This is a genomic window from Nocardioides sp. Leaf285, from assembly GCF_001422955.1.
Classification (GTDB): Bacteria; Actinomycetota; Actinomycetes; order Propionibacteriales; family Nocardioidaceae; genus Nocardioides; species Nocardioides kribbensis.
In genome coordinates, this window is record NZ_LMNH01000003.1 from 262,007 (window position 1) to 278,836 (window position 16,830).

The following is a 16,830-nucleotide window of genomic DNA, read 5'->3' on the forward strand; positions in this document are numbered from 1 at the left end:
GCTCGCGGGCCGCGCTCAGCGGTGCGCGCGCCACCGGACCTCGACCGGCCGCGCGGGCAGCACCGCGAGGGTGCCGGCCCAGCCGGGCGGCAGCGGCAGGGCGGTGGTCCAGGCCTCGTCGGCGCGCACGGAGGTCGGGTCACGGCGCAGGCCCTCGCCGGTGGCCTTGAGCACCGCCTCGGCGCGCGTCCACGCGGCGCGGTCGGCCAGCCCCGCCGGCGTCGGGCCGACACCGGGGTCGGGCTCCACGTCGACACCGAGCCGCAGCCCGGTGCCCTCCGCGCGGGCCAGCACCACGAGACCCGCGGCGTACGCCAGGGACAGCGCGCCGTCGGCGGTGCGCGGGCGGCCGTGGTCGGTGCCCGCGCAGCGCGGGCACAGCCGCGTGAGCGGTCCGGCGAGGTCCTCGGCCGCAGCCCGCAGCTCGGCCCGGTCGAGGCCGGGGCGCCACAGGGCGTCGACGCGCACCAGCGCCGCGGGCGCGCTCACGCCCGCAGCGGCAGGCCCAGGGCGCGCAGGTCGGCGCGCAGGGCGTCGGCGTCGGTGAAGACCAGCCCGTGCATGCCCAGCGCGCTCGCAGCCGCGACGTTGTCGGCGCGGTCGTCGACGAAGGCCAGGCGCACGAGGGGCAGCCCGGCGCGCCGCTCCACGACCCGGTAGACGCGGGGGTCGGGCTTGGCCACGCCCTCGGTGCCCGACACCACGACGTCCTCGAGCAGGCCCAGCACGTCGAAGAGGCGCGGTGCGTGGGGGTAGAGCTCGTGGGACCAGTTCGTCAGCCCCCACATCGGCACCCCGGCGGCGTGCAGCTCGCGCAGCAGGTCGGCGGTGCCGGGCACCTCGCCGCGCAGCGAGGCCGCGAAGTGGCGCCGGTAGGAGCGGGCGTGCTCGGCCCAGTGCGGGTGCGAGGCGGCCACCGCGGCCTCGGCGTCGTCCCAGGACCCGCCGGCATCGCAGCCGTGGTTCCACGCCATGAAGTCGAAGTCGTCGGCGGCCAGGAAGCGGGCGGCCTCCTCGGCGCCGACGCCGGCCGCGATCGCCGCGGAGGCGTCCCAGTCGACGATGACGTTGCCCAGGTCCCAGACGACCCCCGCGGGCGGGCCGGCGGGGGTCGTGGGTCGTGCGGGGGAGGGGGCCAAGGTCAGGCCCAGCGCTCCGAGGCGGGGACGAAGTCGAGGGTCCGGTCGCCGGTGTAGATCTGCTTGGGCCGGGCGATCTTCTGCTCCTTGTCCTGGACCAGCTCGAGCCACTGGGCCAGCCAGCCGGGGGTGCGGCCGATCGCGAAGAGCACGGTGAACATCTCCGGGGGGAACTGGAAGGCCTCGTAGATCAGCCCCGAGTAGAAGTCGACGTTGGGGTAGAGCTTGCGCTTGATGAAGTACTCGTCCTCGAGCGCGATCTTCTCCAGCTCCTTGGCGATCTCGAGGAGCGGGTTGACCCCGGTGACCTCGAAGACGTCGTCGCAGGCCTTCTTGATGATCGTGGCGCGGGGGTCGAAGTTCTTGTAGACCCGGTGGCCGAAGCCCATCAGCCGCTCGTTGCCGTCCTTGACGCCCTGGATGAAGGCCGGGATGTTCTCCTTCGACCCGATGCGCTTGAGCATGCGCAGCACGGCCTCGTTGGCGCCGCCGTGCAGGGGGCCGTAGAGGGCGCCGACGCCCGCGGCGACCGCGGAGTAGGGGTCGACCTGCGAGGAGCCGACCGAGCGCACGGCGTTGGTCGAGCAGTTCTGCTCGTGGTCGGCGTGGAGGATGAAGAGCACGTCGAGGGCCTTGACCAGGCGCGGGTCGGCCTCGTACTTCGACTCGCTCATCTTGAAGAGCATGGAGAGGAAGTTGGCGGTGTAGCTGAGGTCGTTGTCGGGGTAGACGTAGGGCTTGCCCTGCGCGTGGCGGAACGACCAGGCGCCCAGCGTCGGCATCTTCGCGATCATGCGCACGATCTGCATGTGCCGGTTGTCGGCGTCGCTGATGTTGCGGGCGTCGGGGTAGAAGGTCGACAGCGCGCCCACCGAGGCCATGAGCATGCCCATCGGGTGGGCGTCGTAGCGGAAGCCCTGCATGAACGTCTTCACGTTCTCGTGGACGAAGGTGTGGTAGGTGATCTCGTGCACCCACGCGTCGTACTCCGCCTTGGTCGGCAGGGCGCCGTGGATCAGGAGGTAGGCCACCTCGAGGAAGGACGACTTCTCCGCCAGCTGCTCGATGGGGTAGCCCCGGTACTCCAGGATGCCCTTCTCGCCGTCGATGTAGGTGACGGAGCTGCGGCAGGACGCCGTGTTGACGAAGCCCGGGTCGTAGACGGCCAGGCCGGGGGTGTCCTCGGCGGTCTTGATCTTCCCGAGGTCGGCGGCCTTGATGGTGCCGTCGAGGATCGGGACGTCGTACTCCTGTCCGGTGCGGTTGTCACGGACGGTCAGAGAATCAGTCACGCGTCTTAACGTATCCGTCGTCTCGTGACACGCGGAACCCGGTGTCCACGACCCGGGTCGCGAGGCCACCCCTGCGGGTGAGCGACGGGCGCCACGCGGTGCCCGCCCGGGGCGTTTTGACCCCGTCGCCCGCGCACGCCTACCCTGAGTGGTCGCGACTCCTGCCGCGCCTCGTCACAGCCGTCCCCGGCTGCCGGCGAGGTGCAGTCCCGGAGGCCACCAGCCGGTCCCGACCGGCGGCGAGCCGGGCCGTGTTCGTCAGAAGTCGCAGCTCCACCCCCCGCCAGGCTCCACCTGGCGGTCCCCACGAACGAATGAGAGTAGATCAGCCGTGCGCACGTACAGCCCCAAGCCCGGTGACATCACCCGGGAGTGGCACGTCATCGACGCCACCGACATCGTCCTGGGCAAGCTCGCCGTGACTTCCGCGAACCTGCTCCGCGGCAAGCACAAGGCGATCTTCGCCCCGCACGTCGACACCGGTGACTTCGTCGTCGTCATCAACGCGGAGAAGGTGTCCCTGTCGGGCACCAAGAAGACCACCAAGATGGCCTACCGCCACTCCGGCTACCCGGGCGGTCTCTCGGCCACCCCGATCGGCGAGCTCCTCGAGAAGGACGCCCGCAAGGCGATCGAGAACGCCGTGTGGGGCATGCTCCCCAAGAACAAGCTCGGCCGTCAGATGCTGAAGAAGCTGAAGGTCTACAGCGGCCCGACCCACCCGCACGAGGCCCAGAAGGCCGTTCCGTTCGAGATCACCCAGATCTCCCAGTGAGCAGTGGCTCCTTCAACGTCCATGCAGAAAGCTGAGTGAGGATTACCGTGGCTGAGACCACCAACGAGGTCGAGGAGACCTTCGAGACCGACGAGCGCGGCGTTGCCTACAGCTCCGAGAGCGCCCCGTCGGCCGACGCCCCCGAGCGTCCCGCGACCATCGCCCCCGCCAACGCGACCGGCCGTCGCAAGGAGGCCGTCGCCCGCGTCCGCCTCGTGCCCGGCACCGGTGTGTGGACCGTCAACGGCCGCACGCTCGACTCGTACTTCCCGAACAAGCTGCACCAGCAGGTCGTGAACGAGCCGTTCGCCACCCTGCAGCTCGAGGGTCGCTTCGACGTCATCGCCCGCATCCACGGCGGCGGCATCACCGGCCAGGCCGGCGCCCTGCGCCTCGGTGTGGCCCGCGCCCTCAACGCCATCGACGTCGAGGCCAACCGCCCGACGCTGAAGAAGGCCGGCTTCCTGACCCGCGACGCGCGTGTCATCGAGCGCAAGAAGGCCGGTCTGAAGAAGGCGCGCAAGGCGCCCCAGTTCAGCAAGCGCTGATCCGCGCCGACGTGGTGGCTCCCACCGGGCCCCTCTTCGGCACCGACGGCGTCCGTGGCCTGGCCAACGGCGGTGTGCTCACCGCCGAGCTGGCCCTGGGCCTCGGAGCGGCCGCCGCCCGTGTCCTCGTCGATCATGGCGAGTTCACCGGGCGGCGGCCGCTCGCCGTCGTGGGCCGTGACACCCGCATCTCCGGGCAGTTCCTCGAGCACGCCGTCGTGGCGGGGCTGGCCTCGGCCGGCGTCGACGTGCTGCGCCTGCGCGTGCTGCCGACCCCCGGGGTCGCGTTCTTCACCGACTCCCTCGGCGCCGACCTCGGCGTCGTCATCAGCGCCTCGCACAACGCGATGCCCGACAACGGCATCAAGTTCCTCGCCCGCGGCGGGGTCAAGCTCGACGACGACCTCGAGCGCGAGATCGAGGCGCAGCTGGGCCGCACCTGGGAGCGCCCGACCGGCTCCGACGTCGGTCGCGTGCGCCCCTACGCGCCCACCGTGGAGGAGTACTCCGCCCACCTGGTGCGCACCCTCGACACGCCGCTGGCGGGCCTGCGCGTCGTGCTCGACTGCGCCCACGGCGCGGCCAGCGAGGTCGGGCCCCGCGCCCTGGCCGACGCCGGCGCCGACGTCGTGACCATCGGTGCCGAGCCCGACGGGCTGAACATCAACGACGGCTACGGCTCCACCCACCTCGACCGGCTGCGCCGCGCGGTCGTCGACGAGGGCGCCCACGCCGGCTTCGCCGTCGACGGCGACGCCGACCGGTGCCTGGCCGTCGACGCCACCGGCGCCGTGGTCGACGGCGACCAGGTCATGGCCGTGCTCGCCCTGGCGATGCAGGAGCGCGGCCGCCTGGTCGACGACACCCTGGTGGCGACCGTGATGAGCAACCTCGGCCTGGTGCGCGCCCTGCGCCCGGCCGGCATCACCGTGCGCCAGACCAAGGTCGGCGACCGCTACGTGCTCGAGGACATGCGCGCCGGCGGCTACTCCCTCGGTGGCGAGCAGTCGGGCCACGTGATCATGAGCGACCACGCCACCACCGGCGACGGCCTGCTGACCGCGCTGCACGTGTGCGAGCGCATGGTGAGCACCGGTCGCAGCCTGCGCGACCTCGCCTCGGTGATGACCCGCCTGCCGCAGGTGCTGGTCAACGTGCCCGAGGTCGACCGCGCGCGCTGCGACTCCGACCCCGAGGTGGCCGCGGCCGTGGCCGCGGAGTCGGCCGACCTGGGCGAGGAGGGCCGGGTGCTGCTGCGCCCCTCCGGCACCGAGCCGCTGGTGCGGGTCATGGTCGAGGCGCCCACCCCCGAGCGGGCCTCGGCCGTGGCCGAGCGCCTCGCCGACGTGGTGCGCCGCCGCCTCGCCCTGGCCTGAGCGGCTACAGCTTGCGCAGGCGCACGTAGCGCACCGAGTGGTCCTTGTCCTTGCGCAGCACGAGCGTGGCCCGCGAGCGGGTCGGCAGCACGTTCTGCACCAGGTTGGGTCCGTTGATGGCGTCCCAGATGCGCTCGGCCTCCGCGACGGCCTCCTCGTGGGTCAGCGCGGCGTACTTGGCGAAGTAGGACCCGGGGTCGCGGAAGGCGGTCTCGCGCAGCCGCAGGAAGCGCGAGACGTACCAGTCGCGGATCGTGGTCGTGCCGGCGTCGACGTAGACGCTGAAGTCGAAGAAGTCGCTCAGCGTCAGCCCCGTGCGTCCGTCCTCGCGGGTGCGGGCGGGCTGCAGCACGTTGAGGCCCTCGATGATGACGATGTCGGGGCGGCTGACGACGACGCGCTCCTCGGGCACCACGTCGTAGACCAGGTGGGAGTACGTCGGCGCCTCCACCTCCTCCTTGCCCGACTTGATGTCGACCACGAAGCGCAGCAGGGCGCGGCGGTCGTAGGACTCCGGGAAGCCCTTGCGCTGCAGCAGCCCGCGCCGCTCGAGCTCGGCGTTGGGGTAGAGGAAGCCGTCGGTGGTCACCAGCGCGACGTGGGGGTGCTCGGGCCAGTGGGCCAGCATCTGCTGCAGCACGCGCGCGGTCGTGGACTTGCCCACGGCCACCGAGCCGGCCAGGCCGATCACGAACGGCGTGCGCGGCGGGGTGCGGCGGTGCAGGAAGCCCTCCTGCTCGCGGTGCAGGTCGCCCGCGGCGCCGACGTAGAGGCTGAGCAGGCGCGAGAGCGGGAGGTAGACGTCGCGGACCTCGTCGATGTCGAGGTTGTCGCCCAGGCCGCGCAGGCGCCGCACCTCCTCGGCGGTCAGCGGGCTCTCGGTCTCCTGGGCCAGCGCGGCCCAGGCGGAGCGGTCGAGCTCGATGTAGGGGGAGGTCTCCCGCCCGGTGTCCTCGTGACCGTGGTGGCCGCTGTGGGCGTGGTGCCCGTTGGACGACCGGGTCGCCCCCTGGTTCGGCATGGACCTCATCCTTGCAGCCGCCGCGCCCTGCACGATGGAGGGCCCGCCCCTCGATAGACTCTCGGCCCATGTGCGGGATCGTGGGATACATCGGAAGCAGGCCCGCCCAGGACGTGGTGGTCGAGGGGCTGCGTCGTCTGGAGTACCGGGGCTACGACTCCGCGGGCATCGCGCTGGTCGACGACGGGGCGCTGGCCACGCGCAAGCGCGCGGGCAAGCTGGCCAACCTGGAGAAGCTCGTGGCCGAGGAGCCGCTGCCCGCGGCGAGCCTCGGCATCGGGCACACCCGGTGGGCCACCCACGGCGCCCCCAACGACGTCAACGCCCACCCCCACGTCGGGGCGAGCCGTCGCGTGGCCCTGGTGCACAACGGCATCATCGAGAACTTCGCCGACCTGCGCGCCCGCCTCGAGGCCGACGACCACGTGCTGGCCTCCGAGACCGACACCGAGACCGTGGCCCACCTGCTGGAGCTGCAGGTGGAGTCGGGCGAGGACCTCACCACCGCGATGCAGCGCGTGTGCGCGATGCTCGACGGGGCCTTCACGCTCGTCGCGGTCGACGCCCACGACCCCGACCGGGTCGTCGCGGCGCGCCGCAACTCCCCGCTCGTCGTGGGCCTGGGGGAGGGGGAGAACTTCCTCGGCTCCGACGTGGCCGCCTTCATCGAGCACACCCGCGAGGCCCTCGAGCTCGGCCAGGACCAGGTCGTCACCCTGACCCGCGACGGCGTGGCCGTGACCGGCTTCGACGGCCGCCCCGCCGAGGCCACGCAGTTCCACGTCGACTGGGACCTCTCGGCGGCCGAGAAGGACGGCCACGACTGGTTCATGCGCAAGGAGATCTTCGAGCAGCCGCGCGCGGTGGCCGACTCGCTGCTGGGCCGTCGCACCCGCTCCGGCGCGCTCCAGCTCGACGAGATGCGCCTGTCGGACCAGGAGCTGCGCGACATCGACAAGATCATCATCATCGCCGCCGGCACGTCGTTCTACGCCGGCATGGTCGCCAAGTACGCCATCGAGCACTGGTGCCGGATCCCGGTCGAGGTCGAGCTGTCCTCGGAGTTCCGCTACCGCGACCCGATCCTCGACTACTCCACGCTCGTGGTGGCCATCAGCCAGTCCGGGGAGACCGCCGACACCCTCCAGGCGATCCGCCACGCGCGCTCGCAGCGCTCCAAGGTCCTGGCCATCTGCAACACCAACGGCTCGACGATCCCGCGCGAGTCCGACGCCGTCATCTACACCCACGCCGGACCCGAGATCGGGGTCGCCTCGACCAAGGGCTTCCTGACCCAGCTGGTGGCCTGCTACCTCCTCGCGCTCTACCTCGCGCAGGTCAAGGGCACCCGCTACGGCGACGAGATCACCCAGGTGATGGAGCAGCTCGAGGCCGTGCCCGACCAGATCGAGGCGGTCCTGGGGCGCTGCGAGCAGGTCTACGAGCTGGCCCGCACCCACGTCGGCACCCGCTCGGTGCTCTTCCTGGGCCGCCACGCCGGCTACCCCGTGGCGCTCGAGGGCGCGCTCAAGCTCAAGGAGCTGGCCTACCTCCACGCCGAGGGCTTCGCCGCCGGCGAGCTCAAGCACGGCCCCATCGCCCTGGTCGAGGAGGGCCTGCCGGTGCTGTGCGTCGTGCCCCCGCGCGGGCGCGACCAGCTGCACGGGAAGATGCTCTCGGGCATCCAGGAGGTGCGCGCCCGCGGCGCGGTCACGATCTGCCTGGCCGAGGAGGGCGACGCGACCATCGTGCCCTACGCCGACGTGCTCATCCCGCTGCCGCGCGTGCCCGTGCTGCTCCAGCCGCTGGTGGCCGTGGTGCCGCTGCAGCTCTTCGCCTGCGAGCTGGCCTCGGCGATGGGCCACGACGTGGACCAGCCCCGCAACCTGGCCAAGTCGGTCACCGTCGAGTGAGCGGGCTGCGGGGTAGCGGGACGGCCACGACGTGGCGGTGATCGGCGTCGGCATCGACGTCTGCGACATCGAGCGCTTCGGGGCCTCGCTCACCCGCACCCCGGGGCTGCGCGAGCGGCTCTTCACCCCCGGTGAGGCCGGGCGCCCGCTGGCCTCGCTCGCGGCCCGCTTCGCCGCGAAGGAGGCGCTGGCCAAGGCCCTCGGCGCGCCCGTCGGCCTGGCCTGGCACGACGCGGAGGTGGTCTCGGAGTCCTCCGGACGCCCGCTGATGGAGATGCGCGGCTCCGTCCTGGCCCGCGCCCGGGACCTCGGCGTCGCCTCCGTGCACCTCTCGTTGTCCCACGACGCCGGCATCGCCTCCGCCGTCGTGGTGCTGGAGTCCTGAGCCGGGTCGTCGTCGCACGACGGCGTGATTCGTGGTTTGATCGCCCCGTGGCGACGATTGCCGTCGTCAGCGCGCCCATGACGCACGGATCCGTAGGAGATGAACCCCGATGACGACGCATCCGACGACTGATCCGACCACGGATCCGACCACGGTCGAGGGCGCCGGGCTCGACGCCCGGGCGCGCGAGCTCGACCGCGCCCACGTCTTCCACTCCTGGTCGGCCCAGGGGGCCCTGTCGCCGATGGTGGTGGCCGGCGGGCTGGGGTCGCGGGTGTGGGACCACGAGGGCCGCAGCTGGCTCGACTTCTCCTCCCAGCTGGTCAACGTCAACATCGGCCACCAGCACCCCAAGGTCGTGGCCGCGATCCAGGAGCAGGCCGCGACCCTCGCGACGGTGGCCCCCTCGACGGCGGCGCTGGTGCGCGGCGAGGCGGCGCGCCGGATCACCGAGCGGGCGCCCGCAGGGCTCGACAAGGTCTTCTTCACCAACGGCGGTGCCGACGCCGTCGAGAACGCGATCCGGATGGCGCGCCTGCACACCGGACGCGACAAGGTCGTCTCGACCTACCGCTCCTACCACGGCAACACCGGCGCCGCGGTCGTCGCGACCGGCGACTGGAGGCGGGTGCCCAACGAGTTCGCCCGCGGGCACGTGCACGTCTTCGGGCCCTACCTCTACCGCAGCGAGTTCTGGGCCACCACGCCCGAGGAGGAGGGCGAGCGCGCGCTGCAGCACCTGCGTCGCGTCGTCGAGAGCGAGGGCCCCTCGGGGATCGCGGCGGTGCTCCTCGAGACGGTGCCCGGCACCGCCGGCGTGCTGGTGCCCCCGCCGGGCTACCTCGCCGGCGTGCGCGCGCTGTGCGACCGCCACGGGATCGTGATGATCCTCGACGAGGTGATGGCCGGCTTCGGGCGCACGGGCGAGTGGTTCGCCCTCGACGCCCACGACGTCGTGCCCGACCTCCTCACCTTCGCCAAGGGCGTCAACTCCGGCTACGTGCCGGTCGGCGGCGTCGTGATCGGCGAGGAGATCGCGGCCTCCTTCGACGAGCGCGTCTTCCCGGGCGGGCTGACCTACTCCGGCCACCCGCTGGCCGCGGCGTCCATCGTCGCCGCGCTCGACGCCATGGCCGAGGAGGGCATCGTCGACCACGCCCGCCGCATCGGCACCGACGTGCTCGGGCCCGGCCTCGCCGCGCTCGCCGAGCGCCACCGCGTGGTGGGCGAGGTGCGCGGCGTCGGCGTCTTCTGGGCCCTCGAGCTCGTCGCCGACCGCGCCACCCGCGAGCCGTTGGCCGCGGCGAGCATGGCCCGCGCCAAGTCCGAGCTGCTCGCCCGCGGTCTGCTGCCGCTCACCGCCGACAACCGCATCCACGTCGTGCCGCCCTGCGTCGTCACCGACGACGAGGTCGCCGAGGCCCTCGAGGCCTACGACGCCGTCCTGACCCTGCTCGACGAGGAGTGACCGTGACCCGGAACCCGACCGACCTGCCCGTGCTCGACCACTGGGTGGGCGGCGCCGCCTGGGCGGGGGAGTCGACCCGCACCCAGCCGGTCACCGACCCCGCCCTCGGCGTCGCGACCAAGCACGTGCGCCTCGGCTCGACCGCCGACGTCGACCACGCGGTCGAGGTGGCGCGCGCGGCGTACGAGACCTGGGGGGTGGCGTCGATGGCGGCGCGCCAGCAGGTGATGTTCCGCTTCCGCGAGCTCTTCACGGCCCGTCGCGAGGAGCTCGCCGAGATCCTCACCGGCGAGCACGGCAAGGTGCTCTCCGACGCCATGGGCGAGATCGCCCGCGGCCTGGAGGTGGTGGAGTTCGCGTGCGGCATGCCGCAGCTGGTGAAGGGCGCCTACTCCGAGAACGTCTCCACCGGCGTCGACGTCTACTCGCTGCGCCAGCCGCTCGGCGTGGTGGGCGTCGTCAGCCCCTTCAACTTCCCGGCGATGGTGCCGCTGTGGTTCTTCCCGATCGCGATCGCGGCCGGCAACACCGTGGTGCTCAAGCCCAGCGAGAAGGACCCGAGCCCCGCGGTGTGGATGGCCGCGCTGATGCAGGAGGCCGGCCTGCCCGACGGCGTGCTCAACGTCGTGCACGGCGACAAGGAGGCCGTCGACGCGCTGCTCGACCACGACGACGTCGCGGCGGTCTCCTTCGTCGGGTCCACGCCGATCGCGCGCTACGTCTACGAGCGCGGCACCGCCGCCGGCAAGCGCGTGCAGGCCCTGGGCGGGGCCAAGAACCACATGCTGGTGCTGCCCGACGCCGACCTCGACCTGGTGGCCGACGCCGCGGTCAACGCCGGCTTCGGCTCCGCCGGGGAGCGCTGCATGGCCGTCTCGGTCGTCGTGGCGGTCGACTCCGTCGCCGACGCCCTGGTGGCCAAGGTGCGCGAGCGGATGGCCACCCTGCGCACCGGTGACGGCCGTCGTGCCTGCGACATGGGTCCGCTCATCACCCGCGAGCACCGCGACAAGGTCGCGGGCTACCTCGACGTGGCCGTCGCCGACGGCGCCGACGTGGTCGTCGACGGGCGCGGGGTCGAGGTCGACGGCGAGCCCGACGGCTTCTGGCTCGGCCCCTCCCTGGTCGACCGGGTGCCGACGACCTCGGCGGTCTACACCGACGAGATCTTCGGACCGGTGCTCTCGGTGGTGCGGGTCGAGGGCTACGAGGAGGGGGTCGCGCTCATCAACGCCTCGCCCTACGGCAACGGCACGGCGATCTTCACCCACGACGGAGGCGCCGCGCGTCGCTTCCAGCGCGAGGTCGAGGTCGGCATGGTCGGGGTCAACGTGCCGATCCCGGTGCCGGTGGCCTACCACTCCTTCGGCGGCTGGAAGGCCTCGCTCTTCGGCGACACCAAGGCCTACGGCACCCACGGCGTGGACTTCTACACCCGCGAGAAGACCGTCACCAGCCGCTGGCTCGACCCCAGCCACGGCGGGGTCGACCTGGGCTTCCCCCGCAACTCCTGACCGCGACGCCCGACCGCGACTCCCGCCCCGCGTGGCACGGCGTGGCTAGGGTCGGGCCATGAGGAGCGCCCACACCGTCGAGCAGGTCCGTGCCGCCGAGGCGGCCCTCGTGGCGCGGCTGCCCGAGGGCGCGCTGATGCAGCGGGCGGCGACCGGCCTGGCCCACGCGGTGGCGAGGCTGCTCGGTGCGTCGTACGGCGCACGGGTGCTGCTGCTCGTGGGCTCGGGCGACAACGGCGGCGACGCCCTGTGGGCCGGCGCCCACCTCGCCCGTCGCGGCTGCGGGGTCCACGCGCTGCTGCTCTCCGAGCGTGTGCACGCCCAGGGCCTCGCCGCGCTGCGGGCCGCCGGGGGACGCGTGGTGGACGGCGTGGCCCCCCTGGCCGGTGCGGACTACGACGTGGTGCTCGACGGCGTGGTCGGCATCGGCGGTCGACCCGGCCTGCGCCCCGAGGCGGTGGCCGCCCTCAAGGCCGTGCGCGGGGTGCCCGTGGTGGCGGTCGACACGCCCTCGGGCGTCGACGTCGACACCGGTGAGCTCGACGGCGCCCACGTGCGCGCCGACCTCACCGTCACCTTCGGCACGCTCAAGGCGGCGCACCTCGTCGACCCGGCCGCGGCCGCCTGCGGACCGGTGCACCTGGTCGACCTCGGCCTCGACCTGCCCCCCGCCGACCTCGAGGCCCTCCAGCCGGCCGACGTCGCCGCGCTGCTGCCGCGCCCGGCGCCCGACGCCCAGAAGTACACCCGCGGCGTCGTCGGCGTGCGGGCCGGCTCGGCGACCTATCCCGGCGCGGCCCTGCTGTCGGTCGCGGGCGCGGCCACCGGCCTGGTCGGCATGGTGCGCCACGTCGGCGACAGCGCCGTCACCGACCGGGTGCGCGACGCCCACCCCGAGGTCGTCGGGCCCGGCCGGGTGCAGGCCTGGGTGGTCGGCTCCGGGGGCGGCGAGGCCGCCGGCGAGGAGCTGCGCGCGGCGCTCGCCGACGGGGTGCCCGTGGTCGTCGACGCCGACGCCCTCGCCCACGTCGAGGGCCCGCTCGGCGTGCCGGCGGTGCTCACTCCCCACGCCGGGGAGCTGGCGGCGATGCTGGGGGAGGAGCGCGCCGCGATCGAGGCCCGCCCGCTGCACTTCGCCCGCCACGCGGCGGCGGCGTACGACGCGGTGGTGCTGCTCAAGGGCCGCCACACGCTCGTCGCCACCCCCGCCGGACGGGTGCGCTCGACCACCACCGGCACGCCGTGGCTGGCCACAGCGGGCGCCGGCGACGTGCTGGGCGGGCTCGTGGGCGCCCTGCTCGCGGCCGGCCTCGACCCCTTCGACGCCGCCTCGGTCGGGTCGTGGGTGCACGGCGCCGCCGCCACCGTGGCCGCCGACGGCGGGCCGCTGGTCGCCCTCGACGTCGCCCGGGCGGTGCCGGGCGTCGTGCGCGCGTGCCTCGCCGGGTGAGGCGTCGGCGCGCGGTGGTGGGAGAATGGCCGCGATGACCCCGTCGCCCTCCGCCGCGCCCGAGCCCGGGCCCCCGCACCCCGAGATCGTCGTCGACCTGGCGGCGGTCCGGCACAACGTGGGCGTGCTGCGCACGCAGGTGGCGCCCGCGGCGCTCATGGTGGTGGTCAAGGCCGACGGCTACGGCCACGGCATGCTCGAGGTCGCCCGGGCGGCCCGTGGGGCCGGCGCCGACTGGCTCGGCGTGGCCACGCTGGAGGAGGCGGCCGCGCTGCGCGCCGCCGGTGACCGGGGCCGGCTGCTCACCTGGCTCACCGTGCCCGCCGACGACCACGCGGGCGCCGTCGCCGCCGACGTCGACGTCACCGTCTACGACCTCGACCAGCTCGCCGCGGTGTCGGCCGCGGTGTCGCGGGCGGGCCGTCCGGCGCGGCTCCAGCTCAAGGTCGACACCGGCCTGTCGCGCGGCGGCTCCACCGCCGCCGCCTGGCCCGCGCTGGTCGCCGCCGCCCGGGCCGGCGAGCGCGACGGGTCGTGGCGCGTCACCGGCCTGTGGTCGCACCTCGCGTGCAGCGACGAGCCCGACCATCCCGCCAACGCCGCCCAGGAGGCCGCCTTCCGCGAGGCGGTCGCGCTCGCCGAGGCCGCCGGGCTGCGCCCCGAGGTGCGGCACCTGGCCAACTCCGCCGGCGCCCTGCTGCGCCCCTCGGCCCGCTTCGACCTCGTGCGCTGCGGCCTGGCCGCCTACGGCCTCGACCCCGCCCCCGGGCACACCCCCGACCTCGGGCTGCGCCCGGCGATGACCGTGCGCTCCCCGCTCGCCCTGGTCAAGCAGGTCCCGGCCGGTGCCGGGGTCTCCTACGGCCACCGCTGGGTCGCCCCCGCCGCCACGACCCTCGGCCTGGTGCCGGTGGGCTACGGCGACGGGGTCCCGCGCCACGCCTCCGACCGGGCCGAGGTCGCCGTGGCCGGCCACCGGGTGCCCGTGCGCGGCACCGTCTGCATGGACCAGCTGGTCGTCGACCTCGGCGCGCCCGGTGCCCGGGCCGGCGACGAGGCCGTGCTGATCGGCCCGGCGCCGGCGCCCAGCGCCCAGGACTGGGCCGAGGCGTGCGGCACGATCAGCTACGAGATCGTCACCCGCCTCGGCGGGCGGCTGCACCGGCGCCACACCGGGGCGGTGCCCGGGGCCGACCCGGCCCCGACCGTCGTACCCGTCCTCGAGCCGCAGGAGACCGCATGAGCGCCCGCAGCCGCATCTGGCAGCTGGCGGCCGGGGCCGCCGGCGCGGCGGCGGCCGGCACCGCCGCCGTCAGCGTCGCCCGCTACCGCCGGGTCATGGCCCGCCACGGCGCCGGCGACACCGTGCGCTTCGGCTCGCTGCGCTCCCCGGCGCGCACGGTGGTCGCCGACGACGGCGTGCCGCTGCACGTCGAGGTCGACGAGTACGCCGCGCCGCGCGGCCAGCTCGGCCGCGGGCCGGGCGAGCCGCCGCTGACCGTCGTGTTCTGCCACGGCTACGCGCTCAACCTCGACTGCTGGCACTTCCAGCGCGCGGGCTACCGCGGCCTGGTGCGCAGCGTCTACTACGACCAGCGCTCCCACGGCCGCTCCGGCCGCTCCCCGCGCGGCAACGCCACCATCGACCAGCTGGGCCGCGACCTGCGCCAGGTGCTCGACGAGGTCGTGCCCGAGGGCCCGGTGGTGCTCGTGGGCCACTCGATGGGCGGCATGTCGATCGTGGCGCTGGTCGAGCAGTTCCCCGAGCTGGTCGGCGACCGGGTGGTCGGCGTGGGCCTCATCGCCACGACCGCGGGCGGGCTCGACCCGAGCCGGCTGCTGCTGCCGCTGGTGCCGACCCCGCTGGGCAGCCGGGTGACCGGCTCGGCGGTCAAGACCCTGGCCCGCGGGCACCACCTGGTCGACCTCGCGCGTCGCCTCGGTCGCAGCTTCGCGACGGTGGCAACCGACGTCTTCGCCTTCGGCGACGACGTGCCGGCCTCCTACATCAGCTTCGTCGACGACATGCTCAGCGCGACGCCCTTCGCGGTGGTCGCGGAGTTCTTCCCGAGCTTCAAGGGCCTCGACAAGTTCGACAGCGTGGAGGTGCTCGAGCAGGTGCCGGTCTCGATCGTGTGCGGCACCGCCGACAAGCTCACCTCGGTCGGCCACAGCCGCAAGCTGCACGAGCGCATCGAGGGCTCGCGGCTGCTGGAGTGCGAGGGGGCGGGCCACATGGTGATGATGGAGCGCCACGACCACGTCAACGCCGAGATCGACCAGCTCGTGGCCGCCGCGACCGAGCAGGTGTCGCGCCGATGACGCTCACCGTGCGCCAGGTCGGCCCGGAGCACGCCCGCGAGGTGCTCGAGGTGGTGCGGGCCGCGTTCTCCGCGCGCCCCCCGCTCGACCCGCCGGCCGACGCGCTCGGGGAGAGCGTCGAGACCATCGCTGAGAGGCTCAGCCGCGTCGGCGCCGGCGGCGGGGGCCTGCTGGCCTGCCTCGACGGCGAGCCCGTCGGTGCCGTCGTGCTCGACCCGGTCGGCAGCACGACCTACCTGCGCCGCTTCGCCGTCAGCCCCGACCACCAGGGCCACGGCATCGCCGGGGCGCTCATCGAGGCCGCGGTGGAGGCGGTCGAGGCCTCCGGCACGGGCACCGACGACCTCACCGTCGTCGCGCGCGAGGAGCTGCCCCGCACGGTGCGCTTCTGGGAGCGCCAGGGCTTCAAGGAGATCCTGCGCTACTCCCCGCACGTCGAGATGCGCCGGCCCCTGCGTACGGCGGTCTGGGCCGCGCCGACCGCGGAGGCCATGCGCGGGATCGGCCGCTCGCTGGCCGGCCAGCTCACGCGGGGCGACCTCATCGTGCTCACCGGCGAGCTGGGGGCCGGCAAGACGACCTTCACCCAGGGCCTCGGGGCGGGGCTGGGCGTGCGCGGCGGGGTGACCTCGCCGACCTTCGTCATCGCCCGCGTGCACCCCTCGGAGGTGGGCGGTCCGCAGCTGGTGCACGTCGACGCCTACCGCCTGGGCGGCCTGGACGAGCTCGACGACCTCGACCTCGACACCTCGCTGTCCGACGCGGTGACGGTGGTGGAGTGGGGCGCGGGGCTGGCCGAGGGCCTCAGCGAGTCGCGCCTGGAGATCAACATCGTGCGCGACCTCGACCCCGAGGGCAGCGAGGACCCGCGCCGGGTGGAAATCACGCCGGTCGGCCCGCGCTGGCACGCCCTGTCCTTCCGCGCCCTCGGCTGATCCCGGGTCGGTCCGCGGGCTGGGCTAGCCTCGGGCGCGTGCTGCTGACCTTCGACACCTCCTCGCCCCAGGTCTGCGTGGCCCTCCACGACGGCGACGACGTCGTGGTCGACCTGGTCTCCGAGCGCACCATGAAGCACGGCGAGCAGCTGGCCCCGCTCATCGAGCGGGCCCTGGCCCAGGCCGGCATCGTGCGCCAGGACCTCACCGCGATCGGGGTCGGCGCCGGCCCCGGGCCCTTCACCGGGCTGCGGGTCGGGCTCGTCACCGCGCGCACGCTCGGCTTCGTGCTGGAGCTCCCGGTCTACGCCGCCTGCTCCCTCGACGTGCTGGCCGTCGAGGCCGCCGACACCCTCGGCGAGCGGCTGGCCGGCGGCTTCGTCGTGGCCACCGACGCCCGGCGCAAGGAGGTCTACCTCGCCTCCTACGACGCCGACGGCGCCCGCCTCGAGGGCCCGGTGGTCGACAAGCCGGCCGTGCTGGCCACCGACCGTCCCGTGGTGGGCGAGGGCGGCGCGCTCTATCCCGAGGCCTTCCCCGCCGCGCTCGGGCCGCAGCGCCCCGGCGCAGGCTGGCTGGCCCGTGCCATCGCGGAGGAGCGGGTCGAGCTGCTCGACCCCGAGCCGCTCTACCTGCGCCGCCCCGACGCGGTGGCGCGCGCGGTGCCGGCCGCCGCCGCCCCGTGACGGGCC

Annotated in this window: 16 protein-coding genes; 12 read left to right on the top strand and 4 right to left on the bottom strand. The window is 74.1% G+C overall.

Annotation, left to right across the window (positions count from 1 at the left end):
• Positions 1 to 15: 15 nt before the first annotated feature.
• From ASF47_RS09655 to ASF47_RS09665, 3 genes are read right to left on the bottom strand one after another with little or no spacing between them, the layout of a single operon-like run.
• Positions 16 to 489 carry a hypothetical protein gene (locus ASF47_RS09655; RefSeq protein ID WP_056863801.1) on the bottom strand — a complete coding sequence of 158 codons (474 nt, stop codon included), beginning with the start codon at positions 487 to 489 and terminating at the stop codon, positions 16 to 18.
• Positions 486 to 1,139 carry an HAD family hydrolase gene (locus ASF47_RS09660; protein ID WP_056863802.1) on the bottom strand — a complete coding sequence of 218 codons (654 nt, stop codon included), beginning with the start codon at positions 1,137 to 1,139 and terminating at the stop codon, positions 486 to 488. The genes ASF47_RS09655 and ASF47_RS09660 overlap by 4 nt, the downstream gene beginning before the upstream one ends.
• A gap of 2 nt (positions 1,140 to 1,141) precedes the next feature.
• Positions 1,142 to 2,431: a citrate synthase gene (locus ASF47_RS09665; RefSeq protein WP_056863803.1), complete on the bottom strand. Its 1,290-nt coding sequence runs from the start codon at positions 2,429 to 2,431 to the stop codon at positions 1,142 to 1,144.
• Between the two features lie 331 nt (positions 2,432 to 2,762).
• Between ASF47_RS09665 and rplM the strand changes: the two genes are divergently transcribed.
• From rplM to glmM, 3 genes are read left to right on the top strand one after another with little or no spacing between them, the layout of a single operon-like run.
• Positions 2,763 to 3,206: a 50S ribosomal protein L13 gene (rplM, locus tag ASF47_RS09670; RefSeq protein WP_056863804.1), complete on the top strand. Its 444-nt coding sequence runs from the start codon at positions 2,763 to 2,765 to the stop codon at positions 3,204 to 3,206.
• 41 nt (positions 3,207 to 3,247) lie between these two features.
• Entirely contained in the window at positions 3,248 to 3,754 is a 507-nt protein-coding gene (gene rpsI, locus ASF47_RS09675) for a 30S ribosomal protein S9 (RefSeq protein ID WP_374108206.1), read from the top strand.
• Positions 3,755 to 3,765: 11 nt separating this feature from the next.
• Positions 3,766 to 5,130, top strand: a complete 1,365-nt coding sequence (gene glmM, locus ASF47_RS09680) for a phosphoglucosamine mutase (RefSeq protein WP_228941722.1) — start codon at positions 3,766 to 3,768, stop codon at positions 5,128 to 5,130.
• Positions 5,131 to 5,134: 4 nt separating this feature from the next.
• Here glmM and coaA read toward each other — a convergent pair whose 3' ends face one another.
• Complete coding sequence (gene coaA, locus ASF47_RS09685) at positions 5,135 to 6,151, bottom strand: type I pantothenate kinase (RefSeq protein WP_082500185.1); 1,017 nt, start codon at positions 6,149 to 6,151, stop codon at positions 5,135 to 5,137.
• A gap of 68 nt (positions 6,152 to 6,219) precedes the next feature.
• Here coaA and glmS point away from each other — a divergent pair, with 68 nt between their 5' ends.
• The 9 genes from glmS to tsaB all read left to right on the top strand — a co-directional run bounded on the left by glmS (position 6,220) and on the right by tsaB (position 16,824).
• Positions 6,220 to 8,064: a glutamine--fructose-6-phosphate transaminase (isomerizing) gene (gene glmS / locus ASF47_RS09690; protein ID WP_056863805.1), complete on the top strand. Its 1,845-nt coding sequence runs from the start codon at positions 6,220 to 6,222 to the stop codon at positions 8,062 to 8,064.
• 31 nt (positions 8,065 to 8,095) lie between these two features.
• Complete coding sequence (locus tag ASF47_RS09695; protein WP_056863806.1) at positions 8,096 to 8,449, top strand: holo-ACP synthase; 354 nt, start codon at positions 8,096 to 8,098, stop codon at positions 8,447 to 8,449.
• A 109-nt stretch (positions 8,450 to 8,558) separates the two neighbouring features.
• Positions 8,559 to 9,917 (top strand): aspartate aminotransferase family protein, encoded by a 1,359-nt coding sequence (locus tag ASF47_RS09700; RefSeq protein ID WP_056863807.1) that lies wholly within the window; start codon positions 8,559 to 8,561, stop codon positions 9,915 to 9,917.
• Between the two features lie 2 nt (positions 9,918 to 9,919).
• The gene (locus ASF47_RS09705) at positions 9,920 to 11,431 is read left to right on the top strand and encodes a CoA-acylating methylmalonate-semialdehyde dehydrogenase (RefSeq protein ID WP_235558704.1); all 1,512 of its coding nucleotides are present in this window, start codon (positions 9,920 to 9,922) and stop codon (positions 11,429 to 11,431) included.
• A gap of 58 nt (positions 11,432 to 11,489) precedes the next feature.
• Positions 11,490 to 12,881 carry an NAD(P)H-hydrate epimerase gene (locus tag ASF47_RS09710; RefSeq protein ID WP_056863809.1) on the top strand — a complete coding sequence of 464 codons (1,392 nt, stop codon included), beginning with the start codon at positions 11,490 to 11,492 and terminating at the stop codon, positions 12,879 to 12,881.
• A 34-nt stretch (positions 12,882 to 12,915) separates the two neighbouring features.
• A complete protein-coding gene (alr, locus tag ASF47_RS09715) occupies positions 12,916 to 14,124 on the top strand; it encodes an alanine racemase (protein ID WP_056864568.1) in 1,209 nt (402 codons plus the stop codon).
• Complete coding sequence (locus tag ASF47_RS09720; protein WP_056863810.1) at positions 14,121 to 15,203, top strand: alpha/beta fold hydrolase; 1,083 nt, start codon at positions 14,121 to 14,123, stop codon at positions 15,201 to 15,203. Before alr ends, ASF47_RS09720 begins: the two co-directional genes overlap by 4 nt.
• Positions 15,200 to 16,138, top strand: a complete 939-nt coding sequence (gene tsaE, locus ASF47_RS09725; protein WP_056863811.1) for a tRNA (adenosine(37)-N6)-threonylcarbamoyltransferase complex ATPase subunit type 1 TsaE — start codon at positions 15,200 to 15,202, stop codon at positions 16,136 to 16,138. The genes ASF47_RS09720 and tsaE overlap by 4 nt, the downstream gene beginning before the upstream one ends.
• 38 nt (positions 16,139 to 16,176) lie before the next feature.
• Positions 16,177 to 16,824 carry a tRNA (adenosine(37)-N6)-threonylcarbamoyltransferase complex dimerization subunit type 1 TsaB gene (gene tsaB, locus ASF47_RS09730; protein WP_056863812.1) on the top strand — a complete coding sequence of 216 codons (648 nt, stop codon included), beginning with the start codon at positions 16,177 to 16,179 and terminating at the stop codon, positions 16,822 to 16,824.
• Positions 16,825 to 16,830: the final 6 nt, after the last annotated feature.